At 50.9% G+C, this 21,281-nt stretch carries 23 protein-coding genes; 1 reads left to right on the forward strand and 22 read right to left on the reverse strand.

The features are described from left to right. Nucleotides 1-92: 92 nt before the first annotated feature. The 12 genes from ACFVRY_RS27990 to pth all read right to left on the reverse strand — a co-directional run bounded on the left by ACFVRY_RS27990 (nucleotide 93) and on the right by pth (nucleotide 12,215). A complete protein-coding gene (locus ACFVRY_RS27990) occupies nucleotides 93-425 on the reverse strand; it encodes an FtsB family cell division protein (RefSeq protein ID WP_387503538.1) in 333 nt (110 codons plus the stop codon). A gap of 21 nt (nucleotides 426-446) precedes the next feature. Next, the gene (yabQ, locus tag ACFVRY_RS27995) at nucleotides 447-1,010 is read right to left on the reverse strand and encodes a spore cortex biosynthesis protein YabQ (protein ID WP_387503539.1); all 564 of its coding nucleotides are present in this window, start codon (nucleotides 1,008-1,010) and stop codon (nucleotides 447-449) included. Beyond that, nucleotides 1,007-1,291: a sporulation protein YabP gene (gene yabP, locus ACFVRY_RS28000; protein WP_387503540.1), complete on the reverse strand. Its 285-nt coding sequence runs from the start codon at nucleotides 1,289-1,291 to the stop codon at nucleotides 1,007-1,009. Before yabP ends, yabQ begins: the two co-directional genes overlap by 4 nt. 185 nt (nucleotides 1,292-1,476) lie before the next feature. Beyond that, entirely contained in the window at nucleotides 1,477-1,755 is a 279-nt protein-coding gene (locus tag ACFVRY_RS28005; protein ID WP_066367906.1) for an RNA-binding S4 domain-containing protein, read from the reverse strand. Beyond that, complete coding sequence (locus ACFVRY_RS28010; RefSeq protein ID WP_066367909.1) at nucleotides 1,755-2,027, reverse strand: HU family DNA-binding protein; 273 nt, start codon at nucleotides 2,025-2,027, stop codon at nucleotides 1,755-1,757. The genes ACFVRY_RS28005 and ACFVRY_RS28010 overlap by 1 nt, the downstream gene beginning before the upstream one ends. Before the next feature lie 346 nt (nucleotides 2,028-2,373). Then, the gene (yabN, locus tag ACFVRY_RS28015) at nucleotides 2,374-3,870 is read right to left on the reverse strand and encodes a bifunctional methyltransferase/pyrophosphohydrolase YabN (protein ID WP_387503541.1); all 1,497 of its coding nucleotides are present in this window, start codon (nucleotides 3,868-3,870) and stop codon (nucleotides 2,374-2,376) included. Between the two features lie 127 nt (nucleotides 3,871-3,997). Further along, entirely contained in the window at nucleotides 3,998-5,668 is a 1,671-nt protein-coding gene (locus tag ACFVRY_RS28020; protein ID WP_387503542.1) for a putative polysaccharide biosynthesis protein, read from the reverse strand. 173 nt (nucleotides 5,669-5,841) lie between these two features. Further along, on the reverse strand, nucleotides 5,842-6,384 hold the full coding sequence (spoVT, locus tag ACFVRY_RS28025; RefSeq protein ID WP_387503543.1) for a stage V sporulation protein T: 543 nt from the start codon (nucleotides 6,382-6,384) through the stop codon (nucleotides 5,842-5,844). A 283-nt stretch (nucleotides 6,385-6,667) separates the two neighbouring features. Beyond that, complete coding sequence (locus ACFVRY_RS28030) at nucleotides 6,668-7,696, reverse strand: peptidylprolyl isomerase (RefSeq protein ID WP_387503544.1); 1,029 nt, start codon at nucleotides 7,694-7,696, stop codon at nucleotides 6,668-6,670. Then, nucleotides 7,683-11,207, reverse strand: coding sequence for a transcription-repair coupling factor (mfd, locus tag ACFVRY_RS28035; RefSeq protein ID WP_387503545.1), 3,525 nt, complete (start codon nucleotides 11,205-11,207; stop codon nucleotides 7,683-7,685). The genes ACFVRY_RS28030 and mfd overlap by 14 nt, the downstream gene beginning before the upstream one ends. Before the next feature lie 131 nt (nucleotides 11,208-11,338). Then, nucleotides 11,339-11,569, reverse strand: a complete 231-nt coding sequence (locus tag ACFVRY_RS28040; RefSeq protein WP_066367922.1) for an anti-sigma-F factor Fin family protein — start codon at nucleotides 11,567-11,569, stop codon at nucleotides 11,339-11,341. A gap of 85 nt (nucleotides 11,570-11,654) precedes the next feature. Next, nucleotides 11,655-12,215 carry an aminoacyl-tRNA hydrolase gene (gene pth, locus ACFVRY_RS28045; protein WP_387503546.1) on the reverse strand — a complete coding sequence of 187 codons (561 nt, stop codon included), beginning with the start codon at nucleotides 12,213-12,215 and terminating at the stop codon, nucleotides 11,655-11,657. A 117-nt stretch (nucleotides 12,216-12,332) separates the two neighbouring features. Between pth and ACFVRY_RS28050 the strand changes: the two genes are divergently transcribed. Continuing rightward, a complete protein-coding gene (locus ACFVRY_RS28050) occupies nucleotides 12,333-12,533 on the forward strand; it encodes a hypothetical protein (RefSeq protein WP_066367928.1) in 201 nt (66 codons plus the stop codon). Nucleotides 12,534-12,637: 104 nt separating this feature from the next. Here the strand turns inward: ACFVRY_RS28050 and ACFVRY_RS28055 are convergent, their stop codons facing one another. The 10 genes from ACFVRY_RS28055 to rnmV all read right to left on the reverse strand — a co-directional run bounded on the left by ACFVRY_RS28055 (nucleotide 12,638) and on the right by rnmV (nucleotide 21,174). Continuing rightward, a complete protein-coding gene (locus tag ACFVRY_RS28055; RefSeq protein ID WP_066367931.1) occupies nucleotides 12,638-13,591 on the reverse strand; it encodes a ribose-phosphate diphosphokinase in 954 nt (317 codons plus the stop codon). 87 nt (nucleotides 13,592-13,678) lie between these two features. Continuing rightward, a complete protein-coding gene (gene glmU / locus ACFVRY_RS28060) occupies nucleotides 13,679-15,079 on the reverse strand; it encodes a bifunctional UDP-N-acetylglucosamine diphosphorylase/glucosamine-1-phosphate N-acetyltransferase GlmU (protein WP_387503547.1) in 1,401 nt (466 codons plus the stop codon). Between the two features lie 283 nt (nucleotides 15,080-15,362). Further along, the gene (gene spoVG / locus ACFVRY_RS28065) at nucleotides 15,363-15,650 is read right to left on the reverse strand and encodes a septation regulator SpoVG (protein ID WP_020425826.1); all 288 of its coding nucleotides are present in this window, start codon (nucleotides 15,648-15,650) and stop codon (nucleotides 15,363-15,365) included. A gap of 245 nt (nucleotides 15,651-15,895) precedes the next feature. Next, entirely contained in the window at nucleotides 15,896-16,720 is an 825-nt protein-coding gene (gene purR / locus ACFVRY_RS28070; protein ID WP_066367938.1) for a pur operon repressor, read from the reverse strand. 75 nt (nucleotides 16,721-16,795) lie between these two features. Further along, entirely contained in the window at nucleotides 16,796-17,650 is an 855-nt protein-coding gene (gene ispE, locus ACFVRY_RS28075) for a 4-(cytidine 5'-diphospho)-2-C-methyl-D-erythritol kinase (RefSeq protein ID WP_387503548.1), read from the reverse strand. Between the two features lie 159 nt (nucleotides 17,651-17,809). Continuing rightward, the gene (locus ACFVRY_RS28080) at nucleotides 17,810-17,989 is read right to left on the reverse strand and encodes a small, acid-soluble spore protein, alpha/beta type (RefSeq protein ID WP_066367955.1); all 180 of its coding nucleotides are present in this window, start codon (nucleotides 17,987-17,989) and stop codon (nucleotides 17,810-17,812) included. 124 nt (nucleotides 17,990-18,113) lie between these two features. Continuing rightward, nucleotides 18,114-18,389 carry a biofilm formation stimulator Veg gene (veg, locus tag ACFVRY_RS28085; RefSeq protein ID WP_066367960.1) on the reverse strand — a complete coding sequence of 92 codons (276 nt, stop codon included), beginning with the start codon at nucleotides 18,387-18,389 and terminating at the stop codon, nucleotides 18,114-18,116. A gap of 339 nt (nucleotides 18,390-18,728) precedes the next feature. Next, nucleotides 18,729-19,628, reverse strand: coding sequence for a sporulation peptidase YabG (yabG, locus tag ACFVRY_RS28090; RefSeq protein ID WP_387503550.1), 900 nt, complete (start codon nucleotides 19,626-19,628; stop codon nucleotides 18,729-18,731). Nucleotides 19,629-19,741: 113 nt separating this feature from the next. Then, complete coding sequence (gene rsmA / locus ACFVRY_RS28095) at nucleotides 19,742-20,626, reverse strand: 16S rRNA (adenine(1518)-N(6)/adenine(1519)-N(6))-dimethyltransferase RsmA (RefSeq protein ID WP_387503551.1); 885 nt, start codon at nucleotides 20,624-20,626, stop codon at nucleotides 19,742-19,744. Next, the gene (gene rnmV, locus ACFVRY_RS28100) at nucleotides 20,623-21,174 is read right to left on the reverse strand and encodes a ribonuclease M5 (protein ID WP_387503552.1); all 552 of its coding nucleotides are present in this window, start codon (nucleotides 21,172-21,174) and stop codon (nucleotides 20,623-20,625) included. Before rnmV ends, rsmA begins: the two co-directional genes overlap by 4 nt. Nucleotides 21,175-21,281: the final 107 nt, after the last annotated feature.

Consider the following 21,281-nt stretch of genomic DNA (forward strand, 5'->3'; position numbering starts at 1 on the left):
ACGAATATTAAGGTCATCCTGTCTGCGGTGATTTGATTATACAGTAAAGAGAAGAGCAAGGCAACAGAGCGAAAAGCCTCTTTTGACCTGCTTTATTTCCCTGATTGCTCTGTTCGAATCGGAGTCTCCCCTTGAGGGTAGATATTATACCATTTACGTGCCAATTGGCCGATATACTCATCATCATTCAGCCTGGATACATCGTACTTCAGTTGATCCAGATTTTTGGTAATACTATCCTTGGCTTCTTGCTTCTTAGCCAGATCGGCACTCTTGTCCGCAATAAGCGCATGTTGGGAAAAGAAAATATAGCCTGCCCAGCCGAAAAAAACCGTCACAACGACCAGCCAGATAAATTTCCTTCTCTTCGCGCCGGCAGCCGAAGCTTTAATCGCCTTCTTCTCTTCTGCAGAAAATCTGTTCATGCTGCGTCCCCCTCTTCAAGGTCAGCGTTTCCATCGCTTAGTCAGCCAAGTAGTAATTGTTGTCATACGTGTGCTATGAACAAGCCGAGTCCAGTAGGGAGAAAGCCATCTGACAGGCAGTACCCAAAGCGGCTTCGTCAGACGCAAGAGCAGCTTGAGAACAAACAGCACAATACGCCCAAGCAGTATCAGCACTCCTTTGAGAAGACGCCAGAGCCACAGAAGCGGCATCCCGATCAGGATCGTTACAAGCTTCCAAAGGAATTTGCACACAGAATGAACCAACTGAATTAACATTACCACAAAACGCCGCACCGTAACACTGAAGATCAAAAAATAGATCCATACACCTAGAAACAGACCAAGGAACGCGTAGAACCGCAATTGCCCCTGATTGCCGGCATACAACAGACGAAACACAAGCAGGGCAGCCCATAGCCAGTACAACAAATCCAGTGCGGCGCACAGCCAGTTGGGAAACCTTAACTTGAACGACAGCACCCGGTAGCCGTCATAGGCGAGTCCCATTGCCGCCCCGGCCAGCATCATGTAGAGCAGGGTTACCCATTGGACCCCGGGGTTCATTTGAAGAGCTTGCCGATAATTCCCTTGTTTTTGCCCTGCGAACCGGGATCAAGATAAATCAATGAATGAACGTTGCCTTCCAGCGACAGGAGTCCGTTTTCCAGACTGAGATTTTTGATATGTAAATGGCTCCCGCGAATGGTGAGATGGCCGAGTTCTGTACGAAGCAGAAACTCCTCGCTGTCGAAACTTTCCACATTCTGCACGCCCGTAAGTTCCACCTGCTTGCGGTCGTGCATATGCAGATCATGCTGCTTATTGGCTTTTACTGGTTCGATCATAGCATGTACCCCTCCTTCTTACCTCTAATCTATGGTGAGGGAGTTCAAGATAGAACGGAGCTTGTTTTAAAAATATACTTAACTTCTCTGAAACCGCCTTATCCACGCAAAAAAAGCGCAACTCTACATTATGTACAGTTACGCTTTCTTACATCAGGCATCCGTATAAGCTAGGTTACCGGCACTTACCACTCCAGCCCGTTGCTCTTCGCAACCGGCTCTTCCCGGAGCAGGGTATACATCCCGGCGGCTTCGTCCTTGCGGGTCGTCTCCACCAGTTTCTCTACCTTGACCGTCACCAGCTTCTGACCGAACTGCACTGTAATCTCATCGCCGAGCTTTACTGTGCTGCTAGGTTTGGATTCCCGTCCGTTAATCAGCACCCGACCTTGTTCGGACACATCCTTGGCCACCGTACGGCGCTTAATCAAACGGGAGACTTTCAGAAATTTGTCGAGACGCATTAGTTGACGGCTTCTTTAAGCTTGTTACCTGCCTTGAAGGCCGGTACAGTAGATTCAGGGATTTCAATAGTTGTGCCCGTTTGCGGGTTACGGCCTGTACGACCGGAACGTTTGCGGGTTTCGAAAGTGCCGAAACCGATCAATTGGACTTTATCGCCTTTAGCCAGAGCTTCGGTGATCTCGCCCAGGAATCCATTCAGTACTGCTTCTACGTCTTTCTTTGCCAATCCGTTTTTCTCGGAAATGTTGTTAACCAAATCTGTCTTGTTCATAGTTTAAGGTTCCTCCTAGGATACGAAAAAATAAATGAAACGAGATTTACCGCCATAATCGGCCACAAATCACCATTTCGTCTTTATGATATTCTGGATGCCACCCGTAAATCCTGCCATGACTCGCCGTTTTTTTAAAAGCGGGCTTCTTTCTTCCCGGCAAGAAGAGGGTTAGCAGAGTATAGCACTATTACATTATAAACTGCAATCCCTGCTTCAAATCAAAGATTCATAGCCGCTATATTCACAGCATAGCCGCTTCTTCGCGTATATATACGGCTAAGTATCTTTCGATTGATCTACCAACGTAAAGTAGCTTCAGTAGGCCCTTCTGCAGCTTCTGTCGTTACTTGCGCTCCTGGACCTTAGCCTCCTGCCAAAGCGCCTCCATCTCATCAAGATTGCTACCCTGCACACTCTTCCCTTTGCTGCGCAGGCTTTGTTCGATGTATTGGAACCGTTGGACAAATTTGCGGTTGGTGCGAGTCAGCGCGTCTTCCGGATCAGCGCCGATAAACCGAGCTACATTAGTGGCTGCAAAGAGCAGATCACCAAGCTCCAGGATCTGTTCTTCCGTAGGCGCTCCACTGGCAATAGCCTCCTGCAGCTCGTCAGCCTCCTCACGAACCTTCACCAGGCAGTCCAGTGCATTGTCCCAGTCAAAGCCTACCTTGGAAGCTTTCTTCTGCAGCTTATAGGCCTTCATCAAGGCCGGCAAATCCCGGGGAACGCCATCAAGGACAGACTGCTCCTCCGGCTTCATACCCTTACGCCGCTTCTCCTCTGCTTTCATGCCTTCCCAGTTCTGAAGCGCCTCATCCGCATTGCCGGCCTCCCGGTCGCCGAATACATGGGGATGACGGAACACCAGCTTGTTGTTGAGTCCCTCGATAACGTCAAACACATTGAACGTTCCCACTTCTTCTTCCATCTGAGCATGCAACATGATCTGCAGCAGTAAGTCACCCAGTTCCTCCTTCATGTGATCCGGGTCATCCTCATCAATGGTTTCCAGCACTTCGTAGGTTTCTTCGATCAGGTTCTTGCGCAGCGATTCATGGGTCTGCTCTTGGTCCCAAGGACAGCCTTCCGGGCTGCGGAGAATATCGACAATTTCATGCAAACGGGCAAAGGTGCGATTTCGCACCTCTTCTGAACGATTTGCCGGGATATAAATCAGCGACAGGTTCCCATACCCATCCAGACGGTCCAACTCGTAGAGAGGCACCTTCAGAATTTTCTCCTCGTTCTCCACGCCAAGCGCATGCCCAACAACAACCTCATATTCGGGTGGATACAGCTCCATCAGACATAGCTTGGTCTCCGAAGCAGTAAAGGTGTCATACACCTGACCGATCAAGGTGTGCAGCTCCGGCTGAAGATGTGAGCGCCGAATACCGGAAGCATCAAGCAGTTGGAACCCTTCGATAGGGTCAAAGCCGAGCCGCACAAAGGCCTCGTCCAGGAAGCTCTCGCCGCCCAGAATCTGCAGCTCTATGCCCCATTCGGTACAGCGTTGCCGGAGTAAGGAAACCGCCGATTCGGCAACCATGGGATGGCCTGGCACCGCATAGACAATTTCTGTGCCTTGCTCGGCAGCAGAGGCCTCTTGAATTAAACGGGACGCAATAGCCTCATAGACTTCGGGGAAAGAGGGCAGTGACTCGTACAATCCGTCGAACGATTTCCACTCAATCTCCAGCTCCGCAAGCGCAGACATCACCGGGTGTTCCTTGGTGCGTACGTACACGGTTGAGGCTGCCTTTAGCTTCTTAATAATACCCAGCGTCAGCCGGTCAGGGTTGCCGGAACCCAGTCCGACAATCGTTAATGATGCGCTCATGCGTGTTGTTCATCTCCTTATTGACCCTCTCTAGCCTTAACAATAGGCAGAGGGCACTCTATCCTTGAATGTTTTCCTGGGCTTGCTATGCAAGCCAGAAGACAGGGAATGGTTCATTTATGATCGGCTAGCGGAATAGCCGTAGCTTGCTGAAGCCCTTCGCTAGGGCCGGGCCGATGCCCGGAAGCTGGCGCAACTCGCTCTCGCTCAGCAGCCGCAGGGCGATCGCGCCTACGGCGAAGACGACGCAACCCGCCGTCACGCCGAGCAAGCTTTGGGCCAGGCTGGCGGTACGCCCGCCAGCCAGCCCTGCCGCTGCGAACAATGCGTCAGCTCCATAGCTGACGGCCGCAGCGGCGGCGGCCAAGCCCGCGAGTAGCACCGCGGGCTTCACCAGGGCATCTGCGAGGCGAAGCCGCAGATAGCCCTGGCGGTGCAGCAGCAGCACGTTGAGTGCTGCTGCCAGCAGGTGCGCGGCCACACTGGCGATGGCCGCGCCGGTAATGCCCTGCTGCGGGACAAGCAGCAGGTTGAGGGCCGCCTTGAGCCCCGCGGCGGCCAAGAGATGTATGGCTGGGGCGCGCACATGCCCCAGCCCCTGCAGCAGTGCAGCCGAGATGATGCTGACCGTGCCGCCGGCGGCGGTGAAGGCCAGCCAGATCATCGTGATGCTGCCGGCAGTATCGCCGTAGAGCGCGATGTTAATCGGCTCAGCCAGCACCGCCAGCCCCACAGCTGCTGCGAGCCCCAAGAGCCAGAACCAACGCAGTGACAGACTGCAGCGTGTCTCGACCAGCTTCAGATCGCCGTTGTACTTGGCTTCTGCCAGTGCGGGAATGAATACAACGGACAGGGATGTCGCAAGCATAGTCACAATCTGCACAAGCGGCAGGCCGCGATTATAGATGCCAAACTGTGCCATAGATGCACTTTCGCTGAGACCTTCTGAGAGCAGGCGAGGCACGGTAAATACGTCGACTAGCCCGATCAGTGGAAGGGCCAGCGCACCCAGCATTACAGGAACTCCATAGGCCAACAGACTGCTCGCCTTGACCCCTGAAGCTTGTCCTCGCAGGGGCTTAGCTCGCCCCTGCGGCCCAGTTACTTCTGCGGTAGCCGCCACTTCTGCCGCAGCGGGAAGTTCCGTATTACGGCGGTGCCTCCGCCAATACAGCAGCATCACTAGCAAACCGGCGGCCCCGCCTCCAGCAGAGCCAAGCAGAGCACCAGCCGCAATACTCTCCACTCCCGCCCCCTGTGAAGTCAGATAGAGCAGCAGAATAATCATTACCGCTACGCGGACCGACTGCTCCACAATTTGCGATACCGCAGTGGGGGTCATATTGTGGAGACCCTGGAAATAACCCCGTAATGCCGCCATGACCGGAACGAATACAAGCCCCCACGATGCGCTGCGTAGCGCTGGAATGACATGGGAGCTGCCGACCCATTCAGCAATAAGAGGCGCGCCAGCATAGGTAAGGAGACCCAGTACCAAACCACAGATGCCCGTAATCAGCGTGGACAGAAGAAGAATCCTCCGGCCTTCATCTTTCCGCCTTCTGGCGGAAGCCTCTGCCACGAATTTGGATATGGCTGAAGGTAAACCCAGCATAGCGATGGTTATGAGCATGGTGTATAGCGGGTAAACCGTATTATAGATGCCAAATACGGCATCACCACCCAGATTTTGCAGCGGTATTTTTTGCAAAGTGCCAATCAGCTTCGAGATAATCGCCGCCGCACTAAGAATAAAGGCCCCCTGGAGCAAACGGGAAGCTTGTGTTGTCGATTTCATGAGATTACCTGCTTCTAACGCTGAATTTGGAAAGAAACGCGACTGCCACCCAGTCAAACAACCGTAGTCAAAACAAGCTTAATTATAACGTATGTATGCCCTGAACGACAAAACTCCCGCTTTCCTTTGTACATCATACCAAAAGGAGAGCAGGAGCCATAGTACCGTAGATATTACTGTTCCATCTGCTTGCCCAAAAATGCGGCAGCCGTTTCAGTCATTTTGACTTCCATCTGGGACATCTTCACCGAATCATCCTTGTTAAGCATCACTACACAGCCGATCGGATCGCCTCCTGAAATAATCGGTGATGCTACATAAGTGGACAGCAGTTCTGAATGGTCTTTGCCTATCTCATAATTGCCACCGTTCGTTTCCAGTACCGTTTTACGGCCATCCATTACCTTTTCCAGCAGCACACCCACTTGCTTCTCCAAATACTCCTTCTTGGAACCGCCAGCAAGTGCAATGAAGGTATCTCGGTCTGCGATTATGGTGATATGACCTGTGCTTTCATACAGCGACTCGGCATATTCTTTGGCAAAATCACCAAGCTCGCCGATTGGCGAGTATTTCTTGAGGATGACTTCACCATCACGGTCAACGAAGATTTCCAGAGGGTCTCCTTCCCGGATCCGAAGCGTCCGTCTAATTTCTTTGGGAATCACCACTCGTCCGAGGTCGTCAATACGTCGTACAATTCCAGTAGCTTTCATTCACATGTTGCCCCGCTTTCTTAAGAAGTATTGTTCAACTACTGTCCATTATGGGAATGGATAATCCCAGTGATTTATCGTAATATCTGCCCATAGTATTCATCTCTTCCCAGTTCATTATACATATCATTGCCTGTATAAAAAAACTCGGGCAAACTTCGCCGATTGCTGCGAATAGTCTGAATAAAACAAAAAAATACCGCCCACAGGGGCGGTACTTGAAACAGAAAGCAAGATGCTTTCTTCAGTCTGTAATGGAGTATAAAGGGGAGCTTGTCCCGGCTTATTCAGCAGCCTTTGTTGCCTCAGGAGACGCACTTGGCTCTGTACCTTTTTCATCAGCAGGGGCAGAGCTCTTAGGCAGGTTGATCTTCTCAATGATACCGTCGAGTTCCTTCTCCATGAAGCTCTCTAGGCTCTTGGAAGCCAGTGATTGCTTAATGTTTTCCTTCTGCTCGTCAGTCAATTGGTCGAAGGTCTTCTCGGTACGGGACTCTACCTTGATAATGTGATATCCGAATTGGCTTTCTACCGGTTCACTGATCGTGTTTAGCGGTAGGGTCTGCGCAGCCTTCTTAAACGACTCTACATAGGTACCAAGTGGTTTATCCTTGTACTCGCCACCCGTTTCCTTGGAAGCCGTGTCGTCAGTGTATTTCTTCACAACTTCCGCAAAATCGGCTCCCCCGTCAAGCTCTGCCTTTACTTGCTTCGCGAGTTTCAAGGCATCCTCTTTGCTGCGTTCCTTCTTGTCAGCATCTGTAAAGCCAATCAGGACATGACGCAGATTAGCTACGGTAAAGTCGCCCTTTGTCGCTTCAAATTCTTTCTTCACATCTTCATCCGTGACTTTGAGCAGCATATCCTGATACACAGTCAGTACACGCACCATGTACGCATGGATATCTTCTTCCGTGATCCCTTGCTGCTTCAAAGTATCTTTATACGTTTTGCCAAGACCTTTTTTCATAGCCTCAACTTGGGCATCGGCTTCCTTCTTAGCTTCTTTCTTAGCCTCGTCCGTAGCTTTGCCAGCCAAATATTCAAAAGCTATCTCTTGCTTGAGGATGGATTCCTTGAAGGCATCAATTTGCAAATACTGCGCCTGATCCGGCGACAGGAATTTCATGATCTTCTGATCCAGATCAAATGCCTTTTCTGTTATTGTACCACCTTTATAAGTAGCAACTGCCGTACTGTTATCTGCTGCAGTGCCCCCTTTGCTGCTGCATGCGGATAGTACAGAGAAGGAAAGAGCTGCTGCTAGTGATACAAGCAGCACTTTCCAGGTTTTTGTTTTATTTAACGACATTGTGAAGTTCTCCCTTCGATTTGAAAGCCTGTTTGACTTCCTCCAGAAATTGCTCAAGCAAGTCAAGCAGCTCTTTGTCCCCGAGCCCTTTCGACTTGACCCGGATGACGGCTTTTGCATCCTTTTCAAATTGTACACGTCTTTCAAAACGATTTCCAACTTTAGCGAGCTTTGCAGTGTCGAATGCCCCGATCCGGTCTTCATAGAAATTGAGCGAGACTTCGTCCCCTCGCCGCACCATGGCGTCAATGCCGTACATCTTGCCATAGACCTTCAACCTTGCTACAGACAAGAGGTTAACGACTGCCTCTGGCAGCTCCCCGAATCGATCAAGCAGTTCGTCTTCAAGCTCGGAAGCATCGTCAAAGGCGGAAATAGCTGCTACCTTTTTATAAATTTCAATTTTTTGGATGCTGTCGTAAATATACTCTGACGGGAGATAGGCGTCAATCGACAAATCAATGACTGTATTCCCTTCCTTCAGCGAGGTATCTTCCTCACCAAGTACAGTCACTTTGCGTTTGCGAATCTCCTCTGCCAGCATCTGCGAATATAGATCAAAGCCCACTGAGGCGATAAAACCGTGCTGCTCTGCCCCCAGCAAGTTCCCCGCTCCACGGATGGAAAGGTCACGCATAGCAATTTTGAACCCGGAGCCAAGCTCCGTGAATTCCTTGATCGACTGTAACCGCTTTTCGGCCACTTCAGTCAGAACCTTGTCCCGCTGATACGTAAAATAGGCGTAAGCGATCCGGTTGGACCGGCCTACCCGTCCCCGCAGCTGATAAAGCTGGGAAAGGCCCATTTTATCAGCATCATGCACAATGAGCGTGTTAACGTTAGGAATATCTACCCCGGTCTCGATAATACTTGTGCTAACGAGCACATCGTATTCGCCATCGAGGAAGTCCAAGATAGTTTTCTCCAGTTCCTGTTCTGACATCTGGCCGTGACCAATGCCAACGCGTGCTTCCGGTACTAGCATGGAGATCTGAGCAGCCATTTCCTGAATACCTTGAACGCGGTTATACAGATAGTATACCTGCCCCCCGCGTGCGAGCTCCCGCTCCACTGCTTCGCGGGTAAGAGTCTGGCTATGTTCAACGACATACGTCTGTACGGGAAAGCGGTTCTCCGGTGGTGTCTCAATGACAGACAAATCCCGTACCCCAAGCATTGACATGTGCAGTGTGCGGGGAATCGGTGTTGCTGTCAGTGTCAGTACGTCCACGTTCGTTTTCAGCTTCTTCAGCTTTTCTTTATGCGTCACGCCGAAACGCTGCTCCTCATCCACAATCAACAGACCCAGATCTTTGAAGACCAGATCCTGTGAGAGCAGACGGTGTGTCCCAATGACCACATCGACAGTTCCCTGTTTGACTCCCTTGATCGTATCATTCTGCTCTTTGCGGCTACGGAATCGGCTCAGCACTTGGATATTCAGCGGGTAATTGGAGAACCGCTCACGGAAAGTCTCATAGTGCTGCTGGGCTAGAATCGTGGTCGGCACTAATACAGCCACTTGCTTACCTTCAATGGCTGCTTTGAAGGCGGCACGAATGGCTACTTCAGTCTTGCCATATCCGACATCGCCACATAGTAAACGGTCCATCGGACGGTTCTGCTCCATGTCCTTTTTGATTTCCTCAATCGCCCGCAACTGGTCGCGGGTCTCATCGTACGGGAATACTTCCTCGAACTCCTGTTGCTCCGGAGTATCCTTCTCAAACCCGTATCCCATAGCGCTTTGACGCTCGGCGTACAGCTTAATCAGATCGTCGGCGATATCCTGTACCGAAGAACGCACCTTATTGGTGACGCGGGTCCATTCATTACCGCCTAGCTTATATACCTTGGGCTCTTTATCTTCGGAGCCGACATATTTCTGGATTAGGTCAATCTGTTCGATCGGGACAGACAGCTTGTCACCGCCAGCATACATAATATGCATATAGTCACGGTGGATCCCACTGACTTCCAGTGTACCAATCCCCATGTATTTACCGATCCCGTGATTCTGGTGAACCACATAATCGCCGATTTTCAGTTCCGTATAACTCTTAATTCGTTCAGCATTGTCTATACCCTTCGACACTTTGCGCGCCTTGCGCTGCTTCTGGGAGAACATCTCGCCTTCGGTAATGACCGCAAGGTGAATAGACGGGAGCTCAAAACCGGATCCCAGATTTCCCTGAACAATGGTTGGCTCCTCAATGCCGTAGTCATAAAGGACTCTGCGCACGCGCTCTATACGTTCCTCGCCGTTCGCCAGCATGATAACTTTGACACCGGACTTGTGCCAGCGCTCCATCTCCGATTTGAGCACATTCATCTGTCCATGGAAATCCTGCATCCCACGGCTGATGAACCCTAGGATGTTCTGAGGCTGAACATGTGGAACTTGGCGGAGAAAGATCGACATAAACAGACTTTGGAAAGGACGGTGATACATTACCGTGTCAGTCTCTACAGAGAGCTGCAGATCCGGTAGCGTCTTGCCATTCTGCAGCAAATGAAGGTTCCATTCCGATTCATCCCGTTCCAACTGCTTTGCTGTCTCCAAGAGCCGTGCTGGCTCGTCGAATACAAGTAGTGTATCCTCCACCATATAGTCATACAGATGGGAATGTTCAGGATAAAGCAAACTGATATATTTATAGATTTCCGGAAAATAAGTACCCTGGCGGAGCATTTCCAGCTCACGGCCCATTTCCTCCCGCAGACGCAGCTTCGCCTGGCGGTCTGTCATCTTCTCTAGCTGGCGTTCCAGCAGAACCGCCGCCTCAGCAGCTGCCGCTTCCTGGCGGGACTTGTCCGCGATGATCTCCTTAGCTGGAGTAATCTTCACACTACGTACTTTGTCAATCGAGCGTTGATCGGCTGGATCGAAAGTTCTGATAGAATCGACTTCTTCGTCGAACAGTTCCACCCGGTAAGCCAAGGCAGAGGTCATTGGATAAAAGTCAACAATACCCCCTCTTACGCTTAGCTCGCCACGGTTCTCTACCCGTTCTACCCGCTCATAGCCCATTTCGATCATGGACAGCAGGAATTCTTCTAGGTTAAGCGTACCTTCCTGCGAGATGGTCACCTGTGCTCCAGCCATAACATGAGGGGACGGCAGCAAACGGCGCACACCTGAATAAGGGGCGATTACAATGCCCCGGAAGCCCTGAGCGCATCGTGTCAGCACATCAATCCGCTGAGCTAGCGTCTCTGGACTGGAGACCGCTGCCTCAGCGGCTACCAGTTCATTGGCAGGGTACAGCAGTACGCGATCCGGGGAAAGCGCTTCCTGCAAATCATCGGCCATCTTCTGGGCCGAGAACATATTATGTGTCACCACCAGCAGCGGGCGCGCTGTCTCTTCATGCAGCGCCGCCAGCATGATCTGCCGGGCAGATCCGGACAAGCCGGATATGAGTTGTTCCTTCATACCTGCTGCAACACCGCGGGTGACAGATTGAAAATCGGGATCTTGGGAAAAAGCTTCTATAAGACCTTGTAACAACAGGCGCACCTCTCTTACTAAACAGGTTGAAAGCGGCTGATACCGCCTCACCTGTTATGATTGGAATCGAAAAACAAGCCTCAGCTGTAACGCCAAGGCTTGCGGATGACGATAGAGACAGGCGCTTCCACTTACTGAAGCGGACTGGCCAGCAGGCTAAGCTCGGGATTGTTATCCAAGGCTTGCTTGCAGTAATCGCAAGTAACCTTTACCGTAATCTCGCCTTCTGAATCATACGCTATGATATCTCTGCGCTCCGCAGGGGTCAAGGAATGTAGGCCGAGTTGCACTTCTGTCGCATCGCTTCTGTGAATGCTGCCCAGAAAGGTTCTGCAGTGCCTGCATACATAGTTTATTGCCATCTATATGCCTCCTGAAGGTAGTATATACCTTCAGTATGCCCGACTGACACTGTATTTAGCCCGGTACAAAGACCATTGCAACATATTAACCGTTGAATTTGGCCATGGTCTGCTCAAACGTGTTCTTGAGACTGAACTCGAGTGCATCACAGGTACTCGTAATCGTGTCCTGCAGCTTATCCCCATCCTTCTTGGCAAAAGTGGACAGTACATAATCCACTATCGCATAACCCGGCTCAGGGCGGGAGATACCCATTCGTATCCGATTAAAGTTCTGGGTTCCTGTGTGCTGTATGATGGATTTAATTCCGTTATGCCCACCTGCACTTCCTTGATAACGCAGCCGCACCTTGCCTAGCTCCGTATCCAGGTCATCGTAGACTACAATCATATCTTCAAGCTGAACCTTGTAATAATCCATATATGCGCGTACGGCTTCACCGGAGAGGTTCATGAAGGTCATTGGCTTGATCAGTACAATCTTGACGCCGCCGATCACCCCTTCACCAATAACCGATTTGCATTTGTTCTGATTAAAAGAAATTCCGTGTCTGGCTGCCAGTTCATCCAGCGCCATGAATCCGACATTATGCTTGGTCTTCGCATACTGCGGACCGGGATTCCCGAGTCCAACTATCCATTTCATTGCTGAACGTTCCTTTCCCTTCGGCTCTTTTGCGCAAGTGATTACTGTTTTTGGTACAATGGAAGCATAAGGGCTTCTTGGACCGACATTACACTTTCGAAGACAGGTGATTATTCTATGTTACGCCAGGGCGAGAAACTGATACTTCACCGCCATTTCCAGTATCACATCCAGTATGCTGTGCCTGTCGAGATTTACCTGGACAATGTGCACATAGACATCGGTATACTGACGGCAGTAGATGAAGGCTTTGTAGAGTTACAGGGTACGCTGTACAACCGTAGCCGCTATACCTTCATCTCCCGTCCCGGGTACTAGAGACCATACGTTTCCTTTGGCATCACGCCGAGAAGGGTTACATCTTCCAAATAGGAGAGGTGTAACCCTTTATTTATTATACAGTTGCTTCTGCTCTATCTACCTTATTCAATCTCGAACAACTTGCTGATCGACAGCTCTTCGTGCACACGGATGATGGCTTCGCCCATCAGTGGAGCAACGGATAGCACCTTCAGCTTCGAAGTTGGGTTCTCGCTACGGATTGGAATGGTATCCGTCACGATAATCTCCTTGATCGGCGAGTTCTCCAGACGCTCATGCGCAGGACCAGACAAGACCGGGTGGGTACAGCAAGCGTATACTTCCTTCACGCCGCCTTCCATCAGGGCATTGGCGCCCAGTACAATCGTTCCAGCTGTATCAATGATATCATCAATCAGAATCGCCGTTTTGCCTTCAATGTTACCAATGATGTTCATAACTTCACTGACATTTGGCTCCGGACGACGTTTGTCGATAATGGCCAGCGGAGCATTCAGGAAATCGGCCAGTTTTCTGGCGCGAACCACACCGCCGTGATCAGGAGACACAACGACAGGGTTCTCGATTTGTTTCGAGCGGAAATACTGAGCCAGAATCGGCACGCCGAGCAAATGATCCACCGGAATATCAAAGAAACCTTGAATCTGCATTGCGTGAAGGTCCATCGTAATGACGCGGTGTGCCCCTGCCTTCTCAATCAGGTTCGCCACCAGCTTGGCCGTAATTGGATCGCGTGAACGCGCTTTACGGTCCTGACGCGCATACCCGTAATAAGGAATAACAACGTTGATGCTCTTCGCGGAAGCACGTTTAAGTGCGTCTACCATAACGAGAAGCTCCATCAGGTTGTCATTGACTGGACCACAGGTCGACTGTACTACATATACATGGCAGCCCCGTACGCTTTCCGACAGCTTCACCTGAATCTCGCCATCGCTGAAGCTGGTAGTATGCGATTCACCCATCGGAATACCGATATAGTCCGCAATTTGACTGGCCAGCTTGGGATTAGAATTACAGGTGAAAATTTTTAGCTTGGAATCACAATAAGTCATAAAATATAAACCCTCCGTGACGGAATTTAGCTTTCCAAAGGCGCCGGAGCGGAGATGTTCAGTCCGTCCGGCGGTTACAGCAGGACTTTACGATGGACTGGACTTATCTTTCTTTGCTTTCGCACGGGCACGGATCTTGACCGCATAGCCCTCTTTATTCTCCTGTCGTGCTCTGGCAATGGCAAGATCATGATCCGGAACGGAACGGGTAATGGTTGACCCGGCAACAACATAGGCCCCTTTACCCACGTTAACGGGAGCAATGAGATTCACGTTGCTGCCGATAAAAGCATCATCGCCAATCTCTGTCTTGGCTTTATTATAACCATCATAGTTGACGGTGATTGCACCGCAGCCCACATTCACATTGGAGCCGACAGATGCGTCACCAATGTAACTAAGGTGCGATACCTTAGAACCGTCGCCGATCGTGGCATTCTTGATTTCTACGAAATCGCCGACTTTGACTTCCTCACCGAGTACAGCACCAGGACGCAAATACGCAAAAGGCCCAACGGTGGTCCGTGCGCCAACTTCTGCCTGATTCAATACAGATTGCTTGATCTCGGCTCCGTCAAGCACACGGGAATCCTCGATTTCCGTTGACGGACCGATCACGCAGTTCTCTCCGATATCAGTTGAGCCTTTCAAGATTGTCCCCGGATACAGAACAGTGTCTGCGCCAATGACTACGTCTGCTCCGATATAGGTTGAGGCAGGGTCGGTAATAGTTACTCCATTAAGCATATGGTAACGGTTGATGCGGTTACGCATATGCCCTTCAGCCTCTGACAGCGCCAATCGGTCATTCACACCAATAGACTCCGCGGCATCCTTTGTCTGGTAACCCAGTACAATCTCGCCCGAAGCCCGCAGTATACCGATCACATCGGTCAAATAATACTCCTGCTGGTTGTTGCTGTTCGTAACTTTCTCCAGAGCAGCAAACAATTTTGCATTATCAAAACAATAAGTCCCTGTATTAATCTCCTGCACAGCAGCTTCCTCGGCAGTACAATCCTTCTGCTCGACAATCTTCTGTACTCCGCCGTCTTCCCCGCGGATGATGCGTCCGTACCCTGTAGGATCATCCATAACAGCGCTGAGCACGGTTGCTGCCGCATGATTCTCTTCATGCAGTGTCATCAGCCCGTTAAGCGTCTCAGTTGTAACCAGTGGGGTATCCCCGCAGATCACAATTGTCGTTCCTTCTTCGCCGCCCAGCAAATCCTTGGCCTGTTTCACGGCATGACCGGTTCCGAGCTGCTGTTCCTGCAGCACATATTCCGCCGTGTCGCCCAAATAAGCCTGAACCGCTTCCGCGCCGTGTCCGACGATGACAATACTCCGCTGGCATCCGGTCGCTTTTACTGTATCAAGCACGTGCCCAACCATCGGCTTTCCGCAAACGGGGTGCAGCACCTTATATAATTTAGATTTCATCCGCTTGCCCTGGCCTGCGGCAAGTACTACAGCCATTCTTTTCAAGAATGCCAACCTCCTACTCTTGAACTCACTACTGAATATATCTCATTCCGGGCAAAAAGAAAAGAGAACCATGTAGGCATGGTTCCCTTTTCTCCGAACCCCAATGAGAAAGACCGTTCATGCTGGACCTTAAATGATGCAGTACAAACCATCAGTAAAGGCGGCCCATTTTGCAATATCAGGAAGTCACTTCAAAGGGATGCTCATACTTTCTGATATTATAAATAACGGCATGGCCTGGCACCGCCCCGAAGGGCAGCTGTCAACAAGTAGAAAGCGCATCCTAGGCTCCCTCTTCGATGACTTCTTCTTCTTCTGTAGCGGCGCGATCGTACTCGGCCAGAACCGCAGATTGAATCTTCTCGCGTGTACCCGAAGAGATCGGGTGTGCGATATCGCGGAATTCTCCGTCCGGTGTACGCTTGCTCGGCATAGCAACGAACATCCCATTGTTCCCGTCGATGACGCGAATGTCATGAACAACAAACTCGTTGTCGATGGTAATGGATGCAATTGCTTTCATTCTCCCCTCAGAGTTAACTCGGCGGAGTCTGACATCCGTAATTTGCATGTGTGTGTTCACCACCTTTTTCCATCAGAGACTTGGTGTATAATTCCACACAACAATGCTAAATCCTTCTTTTCCATACCAAAAAATGACTGTTTAAGAAGAATATTTTTGAACATCCATTGTTTTCGACACATTTCGGGCGGTTTACTGTTTATTCCTCATAATTTCGACAAATTACTCCGTATTTGAAAAAATACGCGGACCTGGCATTCCAGCCGACCCGCGTATCTCAATTCACATTTCCGTCAAAAAAAGTAATTCCCCGGATGTGCAGAAATTTTCCGCTCCTTGGCGTCCACTTCACTTAGCTTCACAAGCGACACATACTCGTGCAGCAGCCGCTCTTCTGATTCTACCGCGCCAGATTCCACCAGCACACCAACACCCGCCACTTCGGCATTAAACTCGCCGAGCAGATCCACCATTCCGCGAATGGTTCCTCCTGCTTTCATGAAGTCGTCCACGATCAGTACCCTGGATTTCTCCTTCAAGGCCCGTCTGGACAGTGACATCGTGTGAATGCTCTTATGCGATCCGGATACATAATTAATGCTCACCGCCGAACCTTCCGTCACCTGATGGTCACGACGGACAATCACGACAGGCAATCCCAGTTGGGCTGCCGTTGCATAAGCCAGGGGGATCCCCTTGGTCTCTACCGTCATAACCACGTCGATGTCCTGATTGCTATAAGCAGTGGCAATGATCTTGCCAGCCTGCTCCATCAAGGAAGGAAGCCCTAACAGATCAGACATGTACAAATATCCACCTGGAAGAATGCGATCGCTGTGTTCGAGTTGCTCGCACAGACGCTTGGCAAATGAAAGCGCCATTTCCTTTGGAATCTTCGGAATATAGCGTACTCCGCCCGCTGCACCAGCCAGGGTCTGAAGCTCGCCCATGCCTTCACCTTCAAATACCTCTTTTATAATAGCCAGATCTTCACTTACGGATGACTTCGCCGCACCGTAACGTTCCGCAAAAATGGACAGCGGCAGCAGGTCATGCGGCTTCTCCAGCAAAAATTGGGTCATGTCAACCAAACGCTGACTTCGTTTTAGTTTCTTCACAGAATACTCCTCGCCAAAACCGAATATTATAGAAAAATATATCACTTTTGTACGGGTTTATACAAGAGAAGCCTGCTATGTCAGCGACCGTACTGCATATACTTCCTTACAAAATCCGCGCAGTCCGTTATAGATGCGCGCTACTTTCGACTGCTTGGACACAAGTCCGAACACGGTAGGCCCGCTACCCGACATCAGGACGCCATCAGCTCCGAGCTTGATCATCGCATCCTTAAGCTGCTGCACCTCCGGGTGCAGCTTCAGCGTCACGTCCTCCAGGACGTTGCCTAGCTTGCTACACACGCCGTGAAAATCGCCAGCCTCAATCGCTGCGCGCATTTCGCTAGCGGACGGATGTACGGCGATATTCCCGGCACGCACACGGCCATACACCTCAGCCGTCGATACATTGATCGGCGGCTTCGCCAGCACTACCCAGCACTGCGGGGGACTTACAATCGGCGTCAGCTGCTCCCCACGGCCCGTCGCAAGGGCTGTACCGCCCGTCACGCAGAAAGGCACGTCCGAGCCCAGCTCGGCGCCGAGCTCTTGCAGCTCCTGCGCCGGGATCCCGAGGCGCCAGAGCCGGTTGAGGCCGCGCAGCGTAGCTGCGGCATCACTGCTGCCGCCGGCGAGCCCGGCAGCGACTGGGATTCTTTTGTCCAGATGGATATGTACGCCACTCCGCACATTGTAGCGGTCTTTAATCAGCCTTGCCGCCTGAAAGGCCAAATTCTTCTCATCCAGAGGGATATACCCTGCCTGGCTGGATATTATAATCGAATCCCTCGGCATCTCTGACAGCTCCAAACGGTCTGCCAGATCTACCATCGTCATTATCATTTCCACCTCATGAAAACCGTCAGCGCGCTTATGCAATACGTCCAGCATCAAATTGATTTTGGCCGGCGCTTTTTCGTACATTTTCAAGGCGTTCACCCACCTTCAGCTTTTCCCCTAAAAACAACTTAACATATTATATGAGAAACTGGTATCGAAGTCCATTCTTCAAATGGAATGGGTCCCAAGACAGAACAAAAGACGCCCCTTCGTGGCAGCGTCCTTTCCAAGTCCATACAACCCTAAGCCTCAATCCGATCTACGTGCAGCCTGCTCAGCGAGCTGAATGGCCCGCTTGACCATATTCCCGGCATCCTTCGCTCTGATTCCACCCCAGCCCTCGCGCTCCACAGTATCGTAGAACCCCAGTTCCTTGGCCAGCTCGGTCTTCAGTTCCTCCGACATCGTGCTACGTCTTCTTCGGCTCACTTAAGGTTCCTCCCTTAATGCATATTTGATGATGAGCAACTTGCCTTATTAGTATGCTTGCCAGGGGAAGAGATCATTCATCCAACAAAAAACAGCCCCCAAATAGGAGGCTGCTCATGAATCGTTAAGATTTAATATACATGATCCGCATCTGCCCGTCATCTTCACACACTGTGATTTCCACAGATTCGGTAAGTATATCGGCATAGCTGTAGGAGACTCGTTTGAACGTTTGCTGCTCCTGATCTAGTTTGACAATAAAAACAGAAGGGTACGTTTCTTCCAGGACACCGGTGCGTTCGACGGTTTTACGGCGACCACCATTTGCACGTAGCGTAATCTTATGACCGACGTGAGCTTCGAGACTGCGTTTGATTTCCAACAGCGCGTTATTAGCCATTGCCTGACGACCACCTCTTTCCTTGTCCATTATACATCATTTTACAGACCTTGTCAAAGTAAATAAATAATTATAAATTATGCCAAAAGGGATGTCAATGGATTTTTTTCGGGGGAAAGATTGGCTGCAATAATTGCCTTGTTATCGGTAATAAGTATTTGCTTGACTCGACTGGTCTTGAATTGTCCATATGAGGAGTGTGTCCTGTTCCCGTCAGATTATGAGCAATAGACCCTTTTTTCCTGAAAAAGAAAGAACCGGGCTTCCGCCCGGCTCTCTTCTGCTACTTATATAGCCGCGAGAACGGCTCACTCTTCTTCTAAGGCGCGTAGATGTCCGTTAAACCACCGAAGGGGTAACCTTTAGCGCAGAGAGGTTCTGCAAGCGTGGCATACCGACTCGGAAGCTACCGCGTGTCTCAATGCCTCCCATACCTTGGCTGCCGCTGATGGTGTTGCCCAGCACGTCGTTCAAATTAACCGTATCCCGAACGGACGTGAATGACGCCTTGGCTGCCACATAGACAGGGTCCAGCGCGTGAATCAGAATCCGCCCCGGCGAGCTAGCGAAGTTGGCCCCTGCGCCCAGCAGCGCCTCAAAATGCGATTGGCAAGCACCCGCAATGATGGTGAGTGAGTCAAAATTTCGTTCATACTCCCGGGCAACCTGAACTGCGGCCACAAAATTCTGTGAATTTTTGTAGCTGTTCAGGCTGTAGAGATCATAAGTATGCTGCTGCTTGAGCACTCCGTCATGACCAGTAATCACCACAATATCCGGACGGACACGGGGCAGCAGTCGGTAGAGCGTATCCGCCATAGAGGACTCACGAACATGATGACCCTCGGCAGGAATCCGCAATTGCTCATACAAGCTCAGGCTTTTATTCAAATAGGACGCATCGCCGTCCAAATGCAGCACTTTGCCTGGCACATCAAAATAAGCCGCTTCTGTAGAGGATTGATTCCACAACCCGCCCGTACTGTTACCGCTGCGCTGTGTTTGGTCCTGACGGTCCTTATGCAACTGCGTCAACGATTCCTTTGCCTTTATCTGCGCTCGCTGCCCCAGCTCTGTGATCCGGGTAGGAGGCACCTGTACCAAGTCGTCCAGTGGAGAATCCGCCAGCAGACGGAATTCTGTCCCCTTGATAACGGCTCCGGTCTGCACGATGCGCTCTACTCGAAAAGTCACGTCACCGCCATAAGATTTGCGAACGACCAAGTCTCCTGAATTCATCAAAACACCACCTTTACCCCATCGTATGGGCAAAAGCCGCGGTTGGTTCGTATTCTGGCGTGTTTTTAAAATATCAGCCCCCCATTTAAGGAAGGCAGCCGTTTCTGCTTAACTCAGACAACTCCTGCGGCCAAAAGAACTCCGCTAAGCCGGGCGTATTCCTCCAGGCTCAGTGTCTCTCCACGTCTTGTCGGCTCGATTCCTGCTTCGCTCAGCAGCGCCTCCAGGCGCTCGCGTCCCTCTCCTGGGAAGAAACGAGCCTTGAGGTTATTGGCGATCGTCTTGCGCCGCTGGGTAAAGGAAGCCTGTACCACATCGAAGAAGTGCTTCTCATCGGCAACCTCTACTGGTGGACGCTCCCGTACCTTCAGTCGGATCACTGCCGACTCTACATTCGGCTGCGGGATGAATACGGTGTGCGGCACAATGCAGACCAGCTCCGGCTCACTGTAATACTGTACGGCGATACTCAGACTGCCATACTCTTTGCCGCCCGGGGAAGCTGCCATCCGTTCGGCAACCTCCTTCTGGATCATAACAACGATATTATCAAGCGGTAGCTTCTCTTCTAGCAGCTTCATAAGGATTGGCGTCGTAACATAATAAGGCAAGTTAGCAACTACGCTTACTCGATCTACGGAGGCAAAGTCCTCCTTGAAGAGTTGCTGTAAGTCCACCTTCAGTACGTCATCATTACGAACCTTCACATGGGGGTATGGGGAGAGTACATCCTTCAGAATCGGGATCAGCCGTCTGTCGATCTCCACCGCTGTTACGGCACCGGCAGTTTGCGCCAAGCGCTCTGTCAGTGCCCCGATTCCAGGACCGATCTCCAGTGCACCTGCAGTATTGTCCAGCTCAGCGGCGTTTACAATTTTATCGAGAATATTCTGGTCAATCAGAAAGTTCTGACCCAGACTTTTTTTGAATGAGAACCCGTACCGTTGAATGATTTCCTTTGTCCGTTTAGGGGTTGAAACGCTCTCTTTGCCAGTCATGAAGTTATGCCTCCCTGTTCAATTTGGGCGAGGGCTCCGGCAAACTCCTCCCGCGTAATGCCAAACATTGCAAGCCGCTTGAAGAGTTGCTTGCCGTTGCAGTACCCAATGCCAAGCAGATTGCCTAGCAGCATCCTTCTCTGAGCGGCCTGTGGGTGCACCAGCATGCCTGCCGCCATTAGGTCATCCAGCCCTATCAGGGCTGGTGCGCCCTCGAAGGACGTATGTACATGCGCCAGCGCGTGGCGGATCGCCTCAGGTGCAGCATTTTCGACGCCAATGTCACCCTTACGAGTAGCATCCTTCTCGGGGATGAAGGCATGCTTGCAGCCTGGAACCTTGCTTGAAACGATCTTGCGGATACGCTCCCCCGCATGGTCAGGATCCGTTAGAATAATCACACCCCGCCGTTCCATGGCGAGCGCGATTTTGGCAATCACCTTCTTGTCCACCGCGGAGCCGCCAGTCTCGATGGTATCCGCCTGAACCGCTCGCTTGATGGCTATCGTGTCGCTCTTGCCTTCGACAACGATTACTTCCTTGATCATAAGTGTTTACTCCTTCTCGTAAACGCAAAAAGAAGAGGATTCGCTCCCCTTCTTTTTGGCTAAAGAATGTATAAGTGATGAGCGGTAGCTCTGCGATCATTTCCTGA

Origin of the sequence: Paenibacillus sp. NPDC057934 (assembly GCF_042887565.1) — a bacterium.
Lineage (GTDB): Bacteria > Bacillota > Bacilli > Paenibacillales > Paenibacillaceae > Paenibacillus_AQ.

Coding starts and splice junctions, on each gene's coding strand:
- yabQ (WP_387503539.1), bottom strand. CDS start 1,010: ATGAACCCCGGGGTCCAATGGGTAACCCTGCTCTACATGATGCTGGCC.
- ACFVRY_RS28020 (WP_387503542.1), bottom strand. CDS start 5,668: ATGAAATCGACAACACAAGCTTCCCGTTTGCTCCAGGGGGCCTTTATT.
- rsmA (WP_387503551.1), bottom strand. CDS start 20,626: ATGACTGGCAAAGAGAGCGTTTCAACCCCTAAACGGACAAAGGAAATC.
- ACFVRY_RS28055 (WP_066367931.1), bottom strand. CDS start 13,591: ATGACTTATTGTGATTCCAAGCTAAAAATTTTCACCTGTAATTCTAAT.
- spoVT (WP_387503543.1), bottom strand. CDS start 6,384: ATGAAAGCTACTGGAATTGTACGACGTATTGACGACCTCGGACGAGTG.
- yabG (WP_387503550.1), bottom strand. CDS start 19,628: ATGAATTCAGGAGACTTGGTCGTTCGCAAATCTTATGGCGGTGACGTG.
- pth (WP_387503546.1), bottom strand. CDS start 12,215: ATGAAATGGATAGTTGGACTCGGGAATCCCGGTCCGCAGTATGCGAAG.
- ACFVRY_RS27990 (WP_387503538.1), bottom strand. CDS start 425: ATGAACAGATTTTCTGCAGAAGAGAAGAAGGCGATTAAAGCTTCGGCT.
- ACFVRY_RS28030 (WP_387503544.1), bottom strand. CDS start 7,696: ATGTCGTTAAATAAAACAAAAACCTGGAAAGTGCTGCTTGTATCACTA.
- ACFVRY_RS28050 (WP_066367928.1), top strand. CDS start 12,333: ATGTTACGCCAGGGCGAGAAACTGATACTTCACCGCCATTTCCAGTAT.
- ACFVRY_RS28005 (WP_066367906.1), bottom strand. CDS start 1,755: ATGCGTCTCGACAAATTTCTGAAAGTCTCCCGTTTGATTAAGCGCCGT.
- ACFVRY_RS28040 (WP_066367922.1), bottom strand. CDS start 11,569: ATGGCAATAAACTATGTATGCAGGCACTGCAGAACCTTTCTGGGCAGC.
- yabP (WP_387503540.1), bottom strand. CDS start 1,291: ATGATCGAACCAGTAAAAGCCAATAAGCAGCATGATCTGCATATGCAC.
- yabN (WP_387503541.1), bottom strand. CDS start 3,870: ATGAGCGCATCATTAACGATTGTCGGACTGGGTTCCGGCAACCCTGAC.
- veg (WP_066367960.1), bottom strand. CDS start 18,389: ATGGCTAATAACGCGCTGTTGGAAATCAAACGCAGTCTCGAAGCTCAC.
- ACFVRY_RS28010 (WP_066367909.1), bottom strand. CDS start 2,027: ATGAACAAGACAGATTTGGTTAACAACATTTCCGAGAAAAACGGATTG.
- spoVG (WP_020425826.1), bottom strand. CDS start 15,650: ATGCAAATTACGGATGTCAGACTCCGCCGAGTTAACTCTGAGGGGAGA.
- rnmV (WP_387503552.1), bottom strand. CDS start 21,174: ATGATCAAGGAAGTAATCGTTGTCGAAGGCAAGAGCGACACGATAGCC.